Origin of the sequence: Streptomyces pratensis (genome assembly GCF_016804005.1) — a bacterium.
GTDB lineage: Bacteria > Actinomycetota > Actinomycetes > Streptomycetales > Streptomycetaceae > Streptomyces > Streptomyces pratensis_A.
The window spans coordinates 2,782,669-2,798,065 of record NZ_CP051486.1; the positions used below are offsets into that span (position 1 = coordinate 2,782,669).

Consider the following 15,397-nt stretch of genomic DNA (forward strand, 5'->3'; position numbering starts at 1 on the left):
AGGCCGGAGCGTGTGGTAACCCCTCGTGCACGGACGGCCTGACTCCTCAGCTCCCGTCGATGCGGAAGCTCTCCCCGTAGACCTTCCACACCAGTGGGGTCTCCAGCTGGAGCTTTCCCTCCCGCACGAACACGCGTTGGGCGGTCTCCACCCGGCTGGTGTCGCTGTGCGAGGGCTCCTCTCTGATCGCGGCCACCCGGGCGTCCAGGAAGGCGTTCAGATACGCCTCCTCGTCCCCGCCCTCCGAGGGCGGCCTGGCCTCGGCGACGGCCTGGGCGCGTATGGTCCGGAAGCCGACCGTGCCCTCGGTGTCGGCTTGACCGTGCATCACATAGGCGTCGTAGTAGATGAACTGCCCCAGCGCGCTGAGTCCGTCGGCCTCGGCGCGCCGGACCGCCGGGCCGAAGTACGAGCCGTCGCGCTCCGAGTCCTGCGCCGACCGGAACGCGGGGTCCGCCGCCGCCTTCGCCCACGCCGCGGTGAAGGCGTCCCCGAGCCCTTCGTGCGAGTCGCTGCCGTTCACCGCGCGCAGCGCCGGAAGGAAGTCCTCGAGCGCGTTTCCCTGGCGGTCCGCCGTGTAGCGCTCGACCACCTTCAGCATGTCCCCGGTGCCTGAGCAGAATCCGATGATGCCGGCGGTGTAGCCGCGGCCGTCGCCGATGTCCTCGATGTAGCCGTACTGGGCCTTCCAGTCCAGGGTGGAGTTCTCCGCGCTGGACACCAGCCGCATGGCGATGTCCTTCTTCGCGGGGTCGTCGAGCCCCTTCTCCGGAGAGCCGGTACCGGACCCGGAACAGCCGGTCAGGACGAGGGCCGCAGCGAGCGCGGCGAGTGCGGGACGTCTGTGCTTCACGCACCAAGCCTGCCAGGCCGGGGGGCGGCGCCGGCCTGGCCCCGGCGCCTGTAGCGTTCGCGACATGGAAGATCAGTCTGTTGTGGACGTCGGCGATGTGCGGCTGGCGTACCGGACCTGGGGCGACCCCTTCGGCTCGCCCGTAGTCCTTTTGCACGGTCTCGGCGGCTCGTCCCTGAGCTGGGAGGCGGTGGGCCCCCTGCTCGGCGAGGAGTGGCGGGTGTACGCCATCGACCTGCGAGGGCACGGCGAGAGCGACTGGCCCGACGAGTACGCCTTCGAGCAGATGCGGGACGACGTCCTGGAGTTCCTCGACGCCTGCGAGCTCGACCGGGTGGGTCTCGTGGGGCACTCGATGGGCGGGGTGGCCGCCTATCTGCTCGCCGAGGAGCACGCGGACCGGGTGGAGCGACTGGTGCTGATCGAGACCCCGCCGCCCTTCCCCGGACAGCCGGCCGACGACACCCGTCCGCCGGGCCCGGTGGACTACGACGAGAACGCCCTCCCGGCCGTCCGGGCCCAGATCGCCGACCCGGATCCCCGCTGGGAGGAGGAGCTGGGCCAGATCGTCGCCCCGACCCTGATGATCGCGGGCGGCCCGGAGAGCAGTATGCCGCAGGGCAGGCTGGCGGACATGGCCTCGCTCATCCCCGACTGCAGGCTCATCACCCTCGGCGGCGGGCACCACGTGCACAAGAAGCACGCGGACCAGGTGGCCCAGCAGATCACCGAGTTCTTCACCAGCTGAGGTGGCTCCCGGCACACGGCGGGCGCTGTCTCCGGGCACCCGGCGGGCGCGGCTCCCGGGCACCCGGCGGGCGGTGTCAGTGCCGGCTGCCATGATCCACGGCATGGATCTGAGCCGCCTCCTCGCCGAAGTCGACGCCCACCCGTGGGCCGGTCTCACGCACGCCTACGGCAGCGCCGCCGATGTGCCCGACTGCCTGCGGAGGCTGGCTGGGGACGACGACGAGGAGGCGGCGGCCGCCCTCTCCGACCTGTACGGAAGCATCCTGCACCAGGGCTCGGTGTACGAGGCCACCGCTCACGCCGTGCCGTACCTCGCCCGGATCGCCGCCGCCGGCATCCGCACGGCGGACGTACTGGCCCTGCTCGGTGGCATAGCCGAGAACGGGGCGGACGACGAGGAGAGCGACGAGGCCGCCGCCCGCCGCGCCGTGAGCGCCGAACTGCCCCTGCTGCTGGAGTCGGTGGCGGCGGAGGACCGCGGGGTACGCCAGGCGGCGGCCTGGGCCGCCGCCATGACCGGCGCGACGGACCCTGCGTACGGCGTTCTCCGCGAGCGCTTCGATGCCGAGACCGATCCGCAGGTCCTGGCCGAACTGCTCTGCGGCCTGGTCCACCTGGATCCGGAGGGCACGGCAGCCCTGGCCGCAGGGGCCGTGGGGCCCGGCGGTCCGGCCGAGGTCCGTATCGCGGCTCTCCTGGGGTGCGTGGACGCGGGGGCGGACTGGGGGCCGGAGCACCACGACGCCATGCTCGCGCTGCTGCCCGCCGACCCTCTCGTCGCCGACCGCATGGACCTCGACCGCAACGAGCCCCTCCAGTACGTCGTCTCGGCCCTCCTCCTCCGGGACACGCCCGCGGACCGCGACGGCGCGTACGAGCTGCTGGGCGCCGCACTGCGCAGCGGGCGCCCCGGGGCGCTCGCCGAAGCCGTGTGGGCGGCCGAGTCCGCCGTGCAGGTCTCGCGCAGTGCGCCGGAACTGCTTGCGGGCCCGCTGTGCGACGTGTTCCGCCGTGACCCGTCGACCGCTGAGGCGGTGCTGCCCCTGCTCCGGCTGCTCGGCGGACACGCGGTCACTGCGGGGCCCGTCCTGGCGGAACTCGCCGCGCGGGACGACGAACGGGCCGACCGGGCGCTCGCGGCGCTCGTCGACGTCGACGCGGAGCTGGCCGTGCCGATCCTGAGCCGGGACCTCGCCCGGCGGCCCCGGGCTCTCGACGCCGCGTGCGGAGGCCTGCTCGGCTCACCCCGCGTTCCGTACGACGCCGCCCTGCTCACAGCCGTACGCGCCCGGCTGGCCGAGCCGGATACGCTCAACGAACAGGAGCCCTACCGGTACGCGGCTCTGCTCGAAGCCTGGGGGAGCCGGGCGTCCTGTGCCCTCCCCGAAGTGCTGGGCGCGCTCGCGGCGTTCCCGCAACAGATGACGCGGGCGGTGGCGGCGGTCTGCGCCCCCGCGGACCGGGCCGCCGCAGGCGCGGCGCTGCGCAGGGAGGCCCGTTCGGGGAAGCGGGAGGGGAGGCTCGGCGCCGCCAGGGCCCTGTACGAGATGACCGACGATGCCGAGCCCTTGCTGTACCTGCTGGCGGAGCGGCTGACGGACGGCGGCAGGGACGGGGCGCGTGAGGCCGCGTCGGCCGCCGCCGGCCTGGGCCCGCGCGCGGCAGAGCTGCTGCCCTTGCTCCGGGCGGCGGTGAGCGACCCCGGCTCGAACCGCACCGTCCCTGACCTGGACGCCGACGTCGCCATCGCGGAGGCGCTGTGGCGGATCGGCGGGCGGGCGGAGGAGGCCGTGCCACTGCTGCTCGGGGTGCTGGAGGACACCGAGCTGAGCTGGATGCGCTGGACGGTGGCCAGGGCCGCACGCGTCGCCGGACTTCTGGGCGGCCAGGGCCGGCCGCTCACCGAGGCCCTGCGGCGGCTTCTGCCCGACCCGCTCCACACCCCGGACATCGTCCTCGCCCTGCATGCCGTCGCACCGGAGACGCTGGACGCGCGGGCCACGGCGGGGCTGCTGCTGGATTCGGTCGAGCGGGACCTGGCCCCGTTCACGGCGCTGGACGCGCTTCAGGGGCTCGGCCCCACCACGATGACGGGCGCACACCGCCGTCGGCTGACGGATCTGGCCGAGCGGGACGTGCGGGTGACTGCCTCGGGCGCGGACACGGCTGCGGCGTCCGCCGACGCGCGGTTCCAGGAGCGGGCCCGGGAGGTCCTCCGGGTGCTCCGGGCGCCGGAGGCGGGTGCCTGAGCCGACGGGGCGGGCACGGCTCCGGCGGGCGCGCTGCTCGCAGCCCGGACAGGGCCAGCCCGAACGTCCTCGCGCGCGAGGACGGCCGCGGCAGGTGCGGCCCTCGCGTCGGCGCCCCGTGCCGTCGCTTCGTGCCGTGGGCTCTGTGCTGTCGTCCCGTGGGGTCGTTCCGTGCCGTGGCCCCAGTGATGTCGTCCCGTGTGGTCGCTTCGTGCCGTCGCTCCGCCCCGGCCGGTGTTCTGCCGGCTGCGTCGCTCCCGCCCGGAGAATCGCTCCCGCCCGGGCAGGCACCGGCGAGTTGTTCCCCCGGGCGGGGGCCCGTCCGGCGCGTCGGTACCTCAGTCCCCCGGCTGCCAGTCGGGCCGCCGCCCGCTCAGGGCGATCACCCGGTCGACCAGCGGTGCGTCGGCAGGGACGGGGACCGGCGGGCCGAAGATCGCGCCGGGTCCGGACCTGTCGTCGTCGTCCCCGGGCGTCAGCATCACCTCCGACGAGCGCAGACAAGCCTCGTCCGCACGGAACTCCTGCCCCGTGGACCGGGCCAGGTCCCAGCCGTGCACGACGAGCTCGTTCCGCACGACTGCTCCGGCGACCCGGCCGGGCAGATCCACCCCGCCCGCCCGGGTCATGCCCTCCAGTGCGGCCGGGGAGCGCCAGGCCTGGACGAGCTCGTCCAGCAGAGGCGGCAGCGCCGTGCGCCAGTCGGCGGGCAGCACCGGGATGGCCGAGTCAGGGGAGGTGTCGGTCGTAGGGCCGGACTTCTTGAGCGCCGCGTCACGGAAGGCCACCGTCAGCCCCAGCAGGTGTCCCAGAAGCTCCCGCACCGAGTAGTCGGGGCAGGGCGTCGGGCCGGTCAGCTGCCGGTCGTCGACGGAGTCGGTCAGTTCGCGGATCTGCCGCGCCGCCGGTTCGAGATCGATGCCGGGGGCGGTTCCCTTGTGCGTTTCCATGCTGTTAGGACCGTTTCCGGGCGCGGAACTCATCGCGGACATTGCGGAACGTTCCGATCTGCCCTCTTGCAGTGGGTCCCACCCACGTGGCATATAGGTCTGGACCATTGCTGTCGGAGGGAAGGCTTCACCGTGCAACGCCCCCACGCACGCACCGCGTCCGCCTGTTCCGCCGCGCTGCTCCTCGCCGCGCTCACCGCCTGCGGCAGCCCCGCGGAAGCTGACACCAGGAAGCCGACGGCCCCCGAGGGGGTGACGGCGCAGGCCGGCAGCGCCACCTCCGTGCACGTCATGTGGGAGCGGGCCTCGGACAACGAGGGGGTCACCGGCTACGACGTGTATCGCGACGGGAAGAAGGCCGCCTCGGTGGGCGCGGCGAAGCTGATGACCGACATCGACGGTCTGACCGCGTCCACCGTCCACTCCTTCACCGTCAGGGCCCGCGACGCGGCCGGAAACCGCTCCGCCCCGAGCGTCGCGGCCCCCGTGACCACCCCGGCCACCGCACCCGCCGACGAGGAGCCGCCGACCGGGCCGACGGAACTGCGCGGCAAGGCCGACGGCGGCCGTACGGTCACCCTGTCCTGGGGCGGCTCCACGGACGACGTGGGCGTGACCTCGTACGACGTCTACCAGGAGGACTCCAGGATCCACAGCGTCCCCGGAACGCAGACCACTGCCCGGCTCACCGGGCTGCGGCCCGGTACCGTCTACACCTTCACCGTCAGGGCCCGCGACGCCGCGGACCGTTCCTCGCCGGACAGCAACGCGCTCGACCTCACCACTCCGTCGGCGCCGGGCGCTCCCGAGAGCACGGCTCCCACCGGGCTGCGGACGAAGACCACGGCGCGAGGCGAGGAGTTCCTGGTCGACCTCTCCTGGGACCAGCCGGACACCGGCGGCACCATTCCCGCGTACCAGCTGTTCCTGAACGGAAAGCTGACCACCACGATCGTCTGGGGCGGCACACCGCCTGCGGGCCGCGCGACGTACCGGCTCACCCTGACCGACCCGCCCGGTACCCGCTACTCACTCAAGATCAGGCCCAAGCTCCCGGACGGGAAATGGGGCGACTTCTCGGCCCAGCGCACGGTGGTGCTGCGCGGCTGACCGGGGGCCGGTCGCTCAGGGTCCGCGCCAGACGTTTGCGAAGGCCGTGTTCTCGATGCTCCGCCTCTGGCGTACGGCCTCCAGCTCCATCACCGCGTCGTGGACGGCGGCCACCACGGTCGTCACCGCCTCGTCGTCGAGGCCGGGCTCGGCGTCGGACCGGCCGCCCTCGATGCCCACGGCCGAGGCGAGGGCGGCCAGCACGGGTTCCCCCGCCTCCCGGCGGTCGGCCGCCCGGCGGCGGCCCGGCGTATCGGCCGGTTCGACACGCTCCGGCCCGAAGGGCAACCGGCCGCTTCGCTTCCGCGTCAGCTCGCCGTCCTTCTCCAGACCGGCCCGGTACGCGGCCGAGAGGTCCTGGCCCCTGCGCCACAGCCAGTCGTCGATCCGCTCGTAGGGCGGTTGCCGGGTGAGCCCTGCCTCGGCGTCGCCGAGGAGCGCGTCGTCCGGCGTCCGCAACTCACCCGGCACGATGCGGTCACCGTCCACGGTGACTGCGCCGGTACCGATGAGATCGATCAGCTCGGCTCCCGCGAGCGCGAGCGACAGGTCACCCTGCCCCACGGCATGTTCCGGCCGCGGGTCGATGGTGATGATGAACAGGTCCTTCGCCGTGGTCATGAACGGCTCCCCTCGGAGGCATCGACAGAACTGCGTCCCCACCGGCCCCGTCCGGAGCTGGCGCGCGGCGAGACGACCGTCCTGCTCATTATCGCCCCCGAGCGGGCCGGCAGGCTAAGGTACCGGGCTCCGGCGGCGGCGCCGGAGTCGACGGAGGAGGCGGTCGGCGTGCCAGGTGCGCGTGCTTCCCGGCGTGTGGTCACCAGGGGTCATGTCGTGCACCGTGCCTGCCGGTTCTTCCTGCGGCACGGCACGGTGGACATGAGCGCGCTCGCCCAGGACCTCGCGGTGAGCCGCGCGACGCTCTACCGTGTCGCCGGCAGCCGGGACGCACTCCTGGCCGACGTGCTGTGGGAGCTCGCGGAACACCTCCTGGACCGGGCGCGGCGCCGGCGCACCCGGGCGGGCGTGGACGGGGTGCTGGAGATCACCCGTTACTTCGTCACGGCGCTGCGTGCCTCCGCCCCCTTCGGGTCCTTCCTGCGTGCCGAGCCCGAGACGGCAAGGCGGCTGCTGACCGCCGGATGCGTACACCGGCGTGCGGTCCTTGCCCAGCGGAGCATCCTGCTGGAGGCGGGGGAGGGGGAGGGGGACCTTCCCTGGCCGCGCTCGGGCATCGACGACCTCGCGTACCTCTACGTCAGGGTCGTCGAATCCACTCTGTACGCCGAGCTGCTGAGCAGCCGTCGGCCCGATCTCGCACTGGCCGAGCGCACTGCCCGCGCCCTCCTCCGGCAAACCCGCTGAACGTCCTCGGACACGATCTGAGACCGCCGTCTCACCCTCGGGCCGGTGGCTGGCGGGCCGGCCGGCGCCGGCCGTAGTTTCCGACTCCGACGACGGCAACTCGGAGGACTCGATGACCGGTTCCCAGGCGGCCCGGACGGGCCTGACCCCGCTGCTCGCTGTGTTTCTGGCGCTCGTCGCAGCACTCGCCGCCCTCGCCACCCCGGCACACACCGCGACCGCGCCGCGCACCACCGTCAATCCCGTGATCTTCGTACACGGTCAGGAGGGCTCGGCCCAGCAGTGGCAGTCCCAGGCCAAGCGGTTCTCCGCCAACGGCTACCGGGACGACCTCCTGTACGTCCACGAGTACGACACCTCCGTGGCCACCGACGACCATGCGATCGCCGGACTGGTGGAACTGGTCGGTTCCGTCCTGGCACGCACAGGCGCCCAGAAGGTCGACATCCTCGCCCATTCGCGAGGCACGCGCGTGATGCACGCCTACCTCTCCGTGCCGGAGCGTGCGGCGGAAGTCGCCAAGTACGTCAACCTGGACGGCCGTACGGCGGCGGCGCCGCCCGGCGGGGTGCCCACTCTCGCCATCTGGAGCAGCCTCCAGCCGAACGGGTCGATCGGGGGAGCGCTCAACGTCCACGAACCACAGGCAGGACACACGGAGAGCGCGACGTCCGCCGAGAGTTTCGGCCACATCTACGCGTTCCTCCGTGGCAGGCCTCCGCTCACCACCCGGGTGCTGCCCGAGGCGCCTGGTTCCGTGCAGATCGCGGGACGCGCCGTGCACTTCCCGCAGAACAGGGGTATCGCGGGCCGTCTCGAGGTGTGGAGGCTCGACCCCGTCACCGGCGCCAGAGCCGGCCTGCTCCCACTGCATGTGGTGCGGGCCGGCGCGGACGGCGCCTTCGGCCCCCTCGGAGTGAGCGGACGCGGGCACTACGAGCTGGCGTTCGTTCGCCCGGGCGAGCGCACCAACCACTTCTACTTCGAACCGTTCGAGCGCAGCGACCGCTTCGTGCGCCTGCTGGTCTCTCCTCCGGGTGGTGTCGCGGACTCCATCGACGCCTGCACCGGACACACGGCGCTCACGGTCGTCCGCGCACGTGAGTGGCGGGCCGGCACCTCGGACGACGACCGGTTGCGTATCGCCGGATCGGACGTCCTCAATCCCGCCGTGTCCCCGCAACTGCGGCAGATCCTCGGCCTGTTCGCCTTCGACAAGGGATGCGACGGAGTGAGCCGCCTCGACGCCGCGCTGCCGCCCTTCGACCGGGTCCCGTTCCTGACGGCCACGGACCTCTCCCTCCCGGCCGACGCGCAGGCCCGTGGCGCGATCCCCGTCACCCAGACGATGCGCGGGGCCGGAGGGGTGAGCGAGACGATCACCGTGGCGAACTGGCCGTCCGACCGTCACACCGTGTCGCTGCTCTTCAAGGACTACGTGGACATCCCGTCCGGCGGATGAGCCGGAGAGCCGTACGTCGGTGCGCCGTTCCCGGACAGCACCACCCGGGGACGGCGCACCGACATACGGCCCAGCTCGTGACGCATGCGACGCGACCCGTGGGGGAGTCGCCGGGGCGCCGGGCCCGAAGGGGCGGCCCCGAGCCGGCACGACGGGTCTGCGTCATGCCGCGGCCGTGACCCTGCCGGGGCGGAGCGCTCCTCAGGCGGCGAGTGCGGCGGGTTCTCCCAGATGTGCGGCGGCCGTGCGCCAGGCGGCCGTCACCGCTGTGCGGGCCTGCTCGGTCAGGGCGGCACCGTCCGCCGTCAGCCGGAGTGGTTCTCCCACGTGCACGTGGAGTTCAGGGCGGCGCAGCGGCGCCGTGACCAGGCCCGCGAGCTGCTTGGGCACGCTTCCGGAGGTGACCCGGCGGGCGCCGGCCTGGCCGACGGGCACCACCGGAGCCCCGGTTCGCCGGACGAGCCGCGACAAGCCGCTGCGGAAGGCCCCGGGTGCCGCTTCGGCGGCGTCCGCCCGGTAGGCGATGCCGCCCTCGGCGTATATGAGGACCAGACGTCCGCATTCGAGGGCTTCGGCCGCCCGGTCCAGGGAGTCCGCCGCTCGCCGGTCGCCGCGGTGGACCGGGATGTGGCCGTCGCGCGCGAGCGCGCGGCCGAGTACCGGGACGCGCCACAGCCCGGCGGCCGCCATGACGACCGGGTGAACTCCGAGGCGGTGCAGGGCGGCGAGCACGACGGCGGGGTCGGCGAGCGAGGTGTGGTTCGCGACGACGACGCTGCCGGGGGCGAGTTCGACGCCCGCGTCGGCCGTGACCGTGAGGCGGCCGACGGCGGGCACCAGGGCGTCGGCGATACGGCTGAGCATGTCCGGTCTCCTGAGTTCGAGGATGCTGGTCCCCATCGTCGGCCCCGGCGGATTCCGGAGCCTGAGTAGTCGCACTCATCTTTCGCGGCCCGGTGCCCACGTGCGGACACGGCCGCCGAATCGGCCATGGGCACGGCCCTTGTCCGTACGGGACGGCGCGACGGCGCGACGCCGCCGGCGGACGCCGCCGCGGGAGGACCGTGCACCGGCCGCGCGCGGCCTGCTCGTGACCACGACGGCCCGGACTACCCGACGCGCACCGTCTCGACCCACGGGGGAGCGGCCGGGGCGGACGGGCCGATGAGCACGGCGACGAGCCGGCACGACGGGGTCTCCTCCGGCCAGGGGGTGTGACCGTCCGTCAGTACGACGATGATGTCCGGGCGTTCCCGGCCGGCAAGCGCCGCCGTGATCCCGACCCGCATGTCGGTGCCACCGCCGCCGCTCAGCGTGATCTGTCCGGCGGACGTCACCCGGGAGACCGCCTGCACGTCGGCGTCGCAGGCCAGGACCGTCACGTGGTTGCCCTGGATCCCCACCTCGCGCAGTACGCCGGTGACCTCGGCCAGCGCGGCGGCGATCTCCGGCTCGCCCATCGAGCCCGAGGTGTCGATGACGACCGCCACCCTGGGCAGCGGCCGCCGCAGGCTGGGCAGCACGACGCCGCGCAGTGCCGCGCTCCGGCGGGACGGCCGTCGGTACGTGTAGTCGACCGCCCCGGCGGCCCAGGCGGCCGCTTCCCGCACCGCGCCCGCGAGCACCTGCCGCCAGTCGACCGTGGGCTCCAGGACCTCGTCCGCCCAGCGCTGCCAGCCGCCGGGCAGGGTGCCTCTGGCGCGCACGTGGGCGCGCATCGCCTCCGCGGTGTGGCGGCGCAGAGCCTCCGCCTCGACCGTCCCGACCCTCGTGTGCCCCGCACGCCCGTCCGACTCCCAGGGGGCCGGTTGCGCATGGGCTCCCGACCCGCAGTCATGGGTGCCGGGGGAGGGCGGCAGGGCGGCCAGATACGCCTCGAAGAGCTGCCCTTCCGGAAGGCCGAAGAGGCGCGGCTCCAGCCGTCCGGCGGGCAGCGGCAGTCCGTCGGCGATCAAGTCGTCGTTGATCTCGCAGTCCTGGGCGGCGTTCACCCGGTACCGGTCCCGTTGGTCGGCCGCGGAGAGCAGCTCCGCCCGGCCGTGGTGGTCGCGCAGCAGGTGCGCCACCTCGTGCACCCACACCGCCGCCAGCTCCGCCACCGGCGTCCGCTCGACGAAGCCGGCCGAGACGTAGCAGCGCCAGTGCCGGTCCACGCCCATGGTCGGCACCGCGTCACTCGGCACCACCGTCAGCGCGTACAGGGCAGAGGCGAGGTACGGGCGGTCCGTGGCGGCCCGGTAACGCGCGGCGAGCAGCTTCGTGGTGTCCAGCTCAGCCGCCCTGCGGCAGGGCGCCGGACTGCCGCAGCAGGTCCAGGAAGCCGTCGATCCCCGCCGGCACGGGCCAGTCCAGGCTCCGCATCCCCGCCAGGTCGACCGCCGCCCGGGCGGCCACGTCGGGCACACCCGCGTCCACCGCCTTCGCCAGCACGGCCCACCCCGCCTCCCAGCGCTCCCGGGTCAGGTCACCCTGGACCGCGGCGACGACCGCGATCAGGAAGGCGAGCTGCCGGTCCCCGCGCCCGGGCAGGGCGAAGGCGTCAGGGTCGGCGAGTACGCGGTCGGGGTCCGGCAGGTCCAGGTGTTCCAGGTAGGAGAGCAGCTCGATGCCCGCCCCCTCCCCGACGGCACCGGTGAGCACGGCCGCCAGCGCCTCCCGCCCGGCGCCCGCCGCGTAACCGGTGGCCAGCAGCCGCAGGGCCATGTCCCAGGTCCTGGGGGACGGCCATGCCCGGCCGCGGCTCTCCGCGTCGGCCGGGATGTGGTGGACCAGGCCGGGCCGTGCCGTCAGGAACCCGGAGACCGCGCCCCGTGCCCGCGCCGCCGCGCCCGGCACCCTGGCCGGTTCGATGACCGGTACACCCAGGTCGGGCCACGTCCCCGACATGCCACGGGCGACGGTGCGCGGGTCGTGCGTCCACCCGAGGTGGACGAAGCGGTTGGCGAGCGGCGGGCTCAGGTGCCAGCCGTCCGCCGCGCTCGACGGAGGGTTGGCAGCCGCCACGACGCGGACGGTCTCCGGCAACCGCAGGCTGCCCACCCGTCGTTCGAGCACGACCCGCAGGAGTGCCGCCTGCACGGCGGGAGGCGCCGAGGACAACTCGTCGAAGAACAAAAGACCCTGGCCTGCCCGGGCGATCCGCACCGCCCAGTCGGGCGGCGCCATCGGTACGCCCGTCACCCCCGGATCGTCCCCCACGACCGGCAGCCCGGCGAAGTCCGACGGCTCATGGACGCTCGCGATGACCGTCTCCAGCTCCAGGCCCAGACCGGCGGCGAGCTGTTCCATGGCGGCGGACTTGCCGATCCCGGGCTCACCCCACAGCAGCACCGGCTGATTGGCCGTCACCGCGAGTGCGAGCGCGTCGAGCTGCGCGCTCCTGGCGGGCTCGGTGCGGGTTGTGCGGAGCCGCCGGTTGAGCTCGTCGGCCGCTTCCAGCGGTCCGGGGACGACTGACGCCGGCCGGATGGTGGTGCTCACTGTTCCTCGTCCTTCCCGGCTTCCTCGCCCCACTTTTCGTACCACGCGGACCCGATGCCCGGGTGCTCCGCTTCCACCCGCTCCCGTAGGAAGGCGAGGTCCTGGCGCTTGTACCGGCGGACCAGCTGGGACAGCGAGAGCTCCGTCGAGTCGACCACGTCGATCCGGGCCCCGGCGTCGAGCAGCGCCCGGACGAGCCCCGTGGGGCCCCCTTCAGCCACCGCCACACCCAGCGGCGTCCGCTCCAGGTGGTCCCTGGCCTCCAGATCGAGTCCTGCCCCCAGCAGCCGGGGCAGCAGTGCCTCGTGGTCGAGCAGCGGCAGGGCGTGGAGCAGACCCCGTCGCCTGGCATCCTTCACATGGAGGTCCATACCGGCGGCCAGCAGCTCCAGGACCCCTGCGGTGTCCCCGTGCTGGGCGCGCAGGAACAGCTCCTGGCGCTGCGCGCGCAGCCCCTTCGGGAGCCGGCCCTCACCCGAAGTGAAGGAGTGCTCCACCGCGAAGCAGCCGGCGACGGCCCCGCCGAAGGCCCGCATGGCACGCTCGCGTTGCCGCTCCTCGTCCGTGTGCGGGGAGCGAAGAGCTCCGTCCCGGATGACGACTTCGTGCCACTCCCGCCGGCATCGCACCCGCACGGGGCGCGGAGCCGGCGGCCCCGGTGGTCCGAACGGCCCCTCGAGGGATGGGAAGAGGGCCCGGGCGACCAGCGGATGCAGCCACTGCGGCGGCATGGCTCCGATCCGCAGCAGATCGAGGTCGGGAAGACGTCGCCAGGCCGCCTCCGGGAGGTGGGGAGCGGTGGCGGACGGCGTCCTCACCTCGACGACACAGGCCCGGAGCCGGCCGCCCGTGCTGTGATCCGTGAGGTCCAGGTGGATGTACGTCCGCCAGTTCATCGGCACCAGGAAGCGCTCCCTGCCGCCCACGGCGGTCGCGCGCCGCACCGCCGCGTCCAGCCGGGGGATGTCGATCGCCATGCGGCGCAGGCTCGCCTCCGGGTCGGCGCCGCGCCACGACCGCTCGGACACCGGCAGTTCCGGGTCCCAGTCGACGCCCGCGGCGGCGAAGGCTTCGGTGACCTTTCCGTCCTGGTGGAGCAGGGCCACCCGTTCCGCGCGGGCCGCGGCGTCGTCGTCACCGGGCGCGGCGAGCTCCTGGGGCGTGAGCGGAGTGCCGTCGTCGTGGAAGAAGGGAATCCGGCCGCCGGCCGCCACCGTCTCCCGAAGACCGTCCGTGTGCCGGGCGTCCCACAGGAACCGGCTCGCCCGCCAGTCCTCGGTACCGGCGGGGAAGACGCCGGGGGAGGTCTCGCCGGGCACGGCGCCGAAGCGCAGCGCGAGCCGCTGGGGACCGTCGATCATCGGAGGCGTACGCAGATGGAGATACGGCTCCAGGGGCAGTCCCGAGCCGCCCCCGTAACCCGCCAGGACGACAGTGCGTCCGGTCGCGATCGTCGAGCGGCCCCAGAGCACCCGGGGCAGGTGCCAGTGCACGAGGTCGGGCACCAGATGGTGCAGGTCCGACAGGAGCGCCGAGGCAACGGCCGCACCGTACGCGGCGGCCACATCGGCGGGGTCGAAGTCGAGACCGACTCCGGCCACCGCGAAGCCTCCCCGCCAGTCACCCGCCAGCCGCCGCTCCGTCGCCCGCTCGACCGTCCGGCCGGGCACGGCGTACTGACGGACCCGGCGCAGGCTCGACGCCTCCACGTGGGAGATGAGACGCTCCTCGGGTACGAGCCTCACCTGTAGACGCTCCGTATCGCACGCAGATCCGCATGGGTGCCCGAGTCCGGACGCAGCCGCGCGGTGAAGGACCGCTTCACCCTGCGGGGGAGCCCGGGGCCGAGACCCACGTACTCCAGCCGGGAGTCCGGGGAGACCGCGCCCAGCAGTTCCTTCGCACCTCGGCCGGTCAGCCCGGTGTGGGCCAGTTCCAGGCGTCGGAGCGGGCTGCCGGGCAGGGCGGCGGCCAGCGCGTGGGCCCCCGCGTCACCGGTCGCGTTGCCGGTCGCCCCGAGGCTGCGCTCCGACATCGGGCGCCCCAGGTCGAGTGCCTCGATGCCGCCGAGCGCGTCGGCCAGCGCGTACGCACCCGCGGGCCCGATCCCGTTGCCGCCGAGACCGAGCCTCACCGGGCGTTCGGGGTCGGCCGCGGCGGCGAGCACGGCGGCTCCCGCGTCGCCGAGGTGGTTCGCCGACAGGTACAGCTCCCGTACGCCCGCGTCACGGACCAGCGCCGCCAGGACCGGGGCGGTCTCCGCGCCGAGGCCGTTGCCACCGAGGAACAGTCTCTCCACGGGCCGCTCCCGCACCGAGAGCACTTCGAGCAGCGCGCCCAGACCGGCGGCGGTGACCCCGCTGTTGACGAGGTCCAGGGTGCGCAGGGCGGTGTTACGGGCGAGCATCGGCACGAGTGCCCGGACTCCCGCGTCGCCCAGCGGGTTGCGCTTCAGCCACAGGGCCCGGACCGTGGCGTCCTCCCGGAGCGCCCCGGCGAGCGCGGCCGCGCCGTCCGCCCCGATGCGGTTGCAGCCGAGATAGACGGTCCGCAGCCCGTGCCCGTCCCGGCCCAGGACGTCCGCGACCGACCTCGCGCCCTCGTCGCCGAGGGAGTTGGTGCCGAGCAGGACGTGCACCGCGTGGCGGGAGCCGGCGAGGGCGGGCATCACCTCGGCCGCACCGAGGGCCCCGAGCCCCTGCTTGCACAGATCGACACGTCCGTCGCCACGCAGGGTCCCCAGCGGGAACACCTCGTCCGCCCCGACCGCCCGCTCCACCGCGAGCCGCTTCACCAGCGGGCCCAGCAGAGCCACGTCGGCGGGCGGAAGGTCCGGGTGCTCGATCGCCGGGCAGCGCACGGGCATCGGCTGCGACATCACGACTCTCCAGTCCCTTGCCGGCGGCGGGCCGGAGCGGACAACCGCGTCCACCGCCCGGCCGGCACACCGACGCCATCCCTCAAGAACAGGCGGCAAGACCGGCCGGATTCGAACCGGCGTCCTCCAGCTCGATGCGTGGGCGCGACGACCTCTGCGCTACAGCCTTGCCATGCGTGATCATAACGGGGAACGGAGCGAAATCGCACGCCAGTACGCTGGTTGCGGGAGGCCGCTCCTCATGGGCGGCTGCCGGTACCGACACGGGTGACGCCGGTCCCGATTCCATGTCCACCG

The 15,397-nt window shown here is 73.9% G+C and carries 13 protein-coding genes and 1 pseudogene; 5 read left to right on the forward strand and 9 right to left on the reverse strand.

Features of this window, described 5'->3' with window-relative positions; translation table 11 throughout:
- Positions 1–46: 46 nt before the first annotated feature.
- Positions 47–853: a chitosanase gene (locus tag HED23_RS11995; protein WP_274383006.1), complete on the reverse strand. Its 807-nt coding sequence runs from the start codon at positions 851–853 to the stop codon at positions 47–49.
- 64 nt (positions 854–917) lie between these two features.
- On the opposite strand from HED23_RS11995, the gene HED23_RS12000 reads away from it, so the two are divergent.
- Together HED23_RS12000 and HED23_RS12005 are read left to right on the forward strand one after the other, a co-directional pair.
- The gene (locus tag HED23_RS12000) at positions 918–1,601 is read left to right on the forward strand and encodes an alpha/beta fold hydrolase (RefSeq protein WP_203183391.1); all 684 of its coding nucleotides are present in this window, start codon (positions 918–920) and stop codon (positions 1,599–1,601) included.
- Between the two features lie 103 nt (positions 1,602–1,704).
- Entirely contained in the window at positions 1,705–3,852 is a 2,148-nt protein-coding gene (locus HED23_RS12005; RefSeq protein WP_238441926.1) for a hypothetical protein, read from the forward strand.
- Positions 3,853–4,190: 338 nt separating this feature from the next.
- Here the strand turns inward: HED23_RS12005 and HED23_RS12010 are convergent, their stop codons facing one another.
- Entirely contained in the window at positions 4,191–4,802 is a 612-nt protein-coding gene (locus tag HED23_RS12010) for a TIGR03086 family metal-binding protein (RefSeq protein WP_203183392.1), read from the reverse strand.
- Between the two features lie 132 nt (positions 4,803–4,934).
- Between HED23_RS12010 and HED23_RS12015 the strand changes: the two genes are divergently transcribed.
- On the forward strand, positions 4,935–5,912 hold the full coding sequence (locus tag HED23_RS12015) for a fibronectin type III domain-containing protein (protein ID WP_203183393.1): 978 nt from the start codon (positions 4,935–4,937) through the stop codon (positions 5,910–5,912).
- A gap of 15 nt (positions 5,913–5,927) precedes the next feature.
- Here the strand turns inward: HED23_RS12015 and HED23_RS12020 are convergent, their stop codons facing one another.
- Complete coding sequence (locus tag HED23_RS12020; protein ID WP_203183394.1) at positions 5,928–6,533, reverse strand: GOLPH3/VPS74 family protein; 606 nt, start codon at positions 6,531–6,533, stop codon at positions 5,928–5,930.
- 168 nt (positions 6,534–6,701) lie between these two features.
- Here HED23_RS12020 and HED23_RS12025 point away from each other — a divergent pair, with 168 nt between their 5' ends.
- Together HED23_RS12025 and HED23_RS12030 are read left to right on the forward strand one after the other, a co-directional pair.
- Positions 6,702–7,280, forward strand: coding sequence for a QsdR family transcriptional regulator (locus tag HED23_RS12025; protein WP_203183395.1), 579 nt, complete (start codon positions 6,702–6,704; stop codon positions 7,278–7,280).
- Between the two features lie 112 nt (positions 7,281–7,392).
- Positions 7,393–8,742 (forward strand): hypothetical protein, encoded by a 1,350-nt coding sequence (locus HED23_RS12030; protein WP_203183396.1) that lies wholly within the window; start codon positions 7,393–7,395, stop codon positions 8,740–8,742.
- A 201-nt stretch (positions 8,743–8,943) separates the two neighbouring features.
- Here HED23_RS12030 and HED23_RS12035 read toward each other — a convergent pair whose 3' ends face one another.
- The 6 genes and pseudogenes from HED23_RS12035 to HED23_RS12060 form a co-directional block, all read right to left on the reverse strand.
- On the reverse strand, positions 8,944–9,606 hold the full coding sequence (locus HED23_RS12035) for a lysophospholipid acyltransferase family protein (protein ID WP_203183397.1): 663 nt from the start codon (positions 9,604–9,606) through the stop codon (positions 8,944–8,946).
- A gap of 245 nt (positions 9,607–9,851) precedes the next feature.
- Positions 9,852–11,012, reverse strand: a complete 1,161-nt coding sequence (locus HED23_RS12040) for a DUF2201 family putative metallopeptidase (RefSeq protein ID WP_203187448.1) — start codon at positions 11,010–11,012, stop codon at positions 9,852–9,854.
- A gap of 1 nt (position 11,013) precedes the next feature.
- Complete coding sequence (locus HED23_RS12045; protein ID WP_203183398.1) at positions 11,014–12,222, reverse strand: AAA family ATPase; 1,209 nt, start codon at positions 12,220–12,222, stop codon at positions 11,014–11,016.
- Positions 12,219–13,967: an ankyrin repeat domain-containing protein gene (locus HED23_RS12050; RefSeq protein ID WP_203183399.1), complete on the reverse strand. Its 1,749-nt coding sequence runs from the start codon at positions 13,965–13,967 to the stop codon at positions 12,219–12,221. Before HED23_RS12050 ends, HED23_RS12045 begins: the two co-directional genes overlap by 4 nt.
- A complete protein-coding gene (locus HED23_RS12055) occupies positions 13,964–15,100 on the reverse strand; it encodes a gala protein (protein WP_203183400.1) in 1,137 nt (378 codons plus the stop codon). The genes HED23_RS12050 and HED23_RS12055 overlap by 4 nt, the downstream gene beginning before the upstream one ends.
- Before the next feature lie 96 nt (positions 15,101–15,196).
- A pseudogene (locus HED23_RS12060) lies at positions 15,197–15,269 on the reverse strand.
- Between the last annotated feature and the right edge of the window lie 128 nt (positions 15,270–15,397).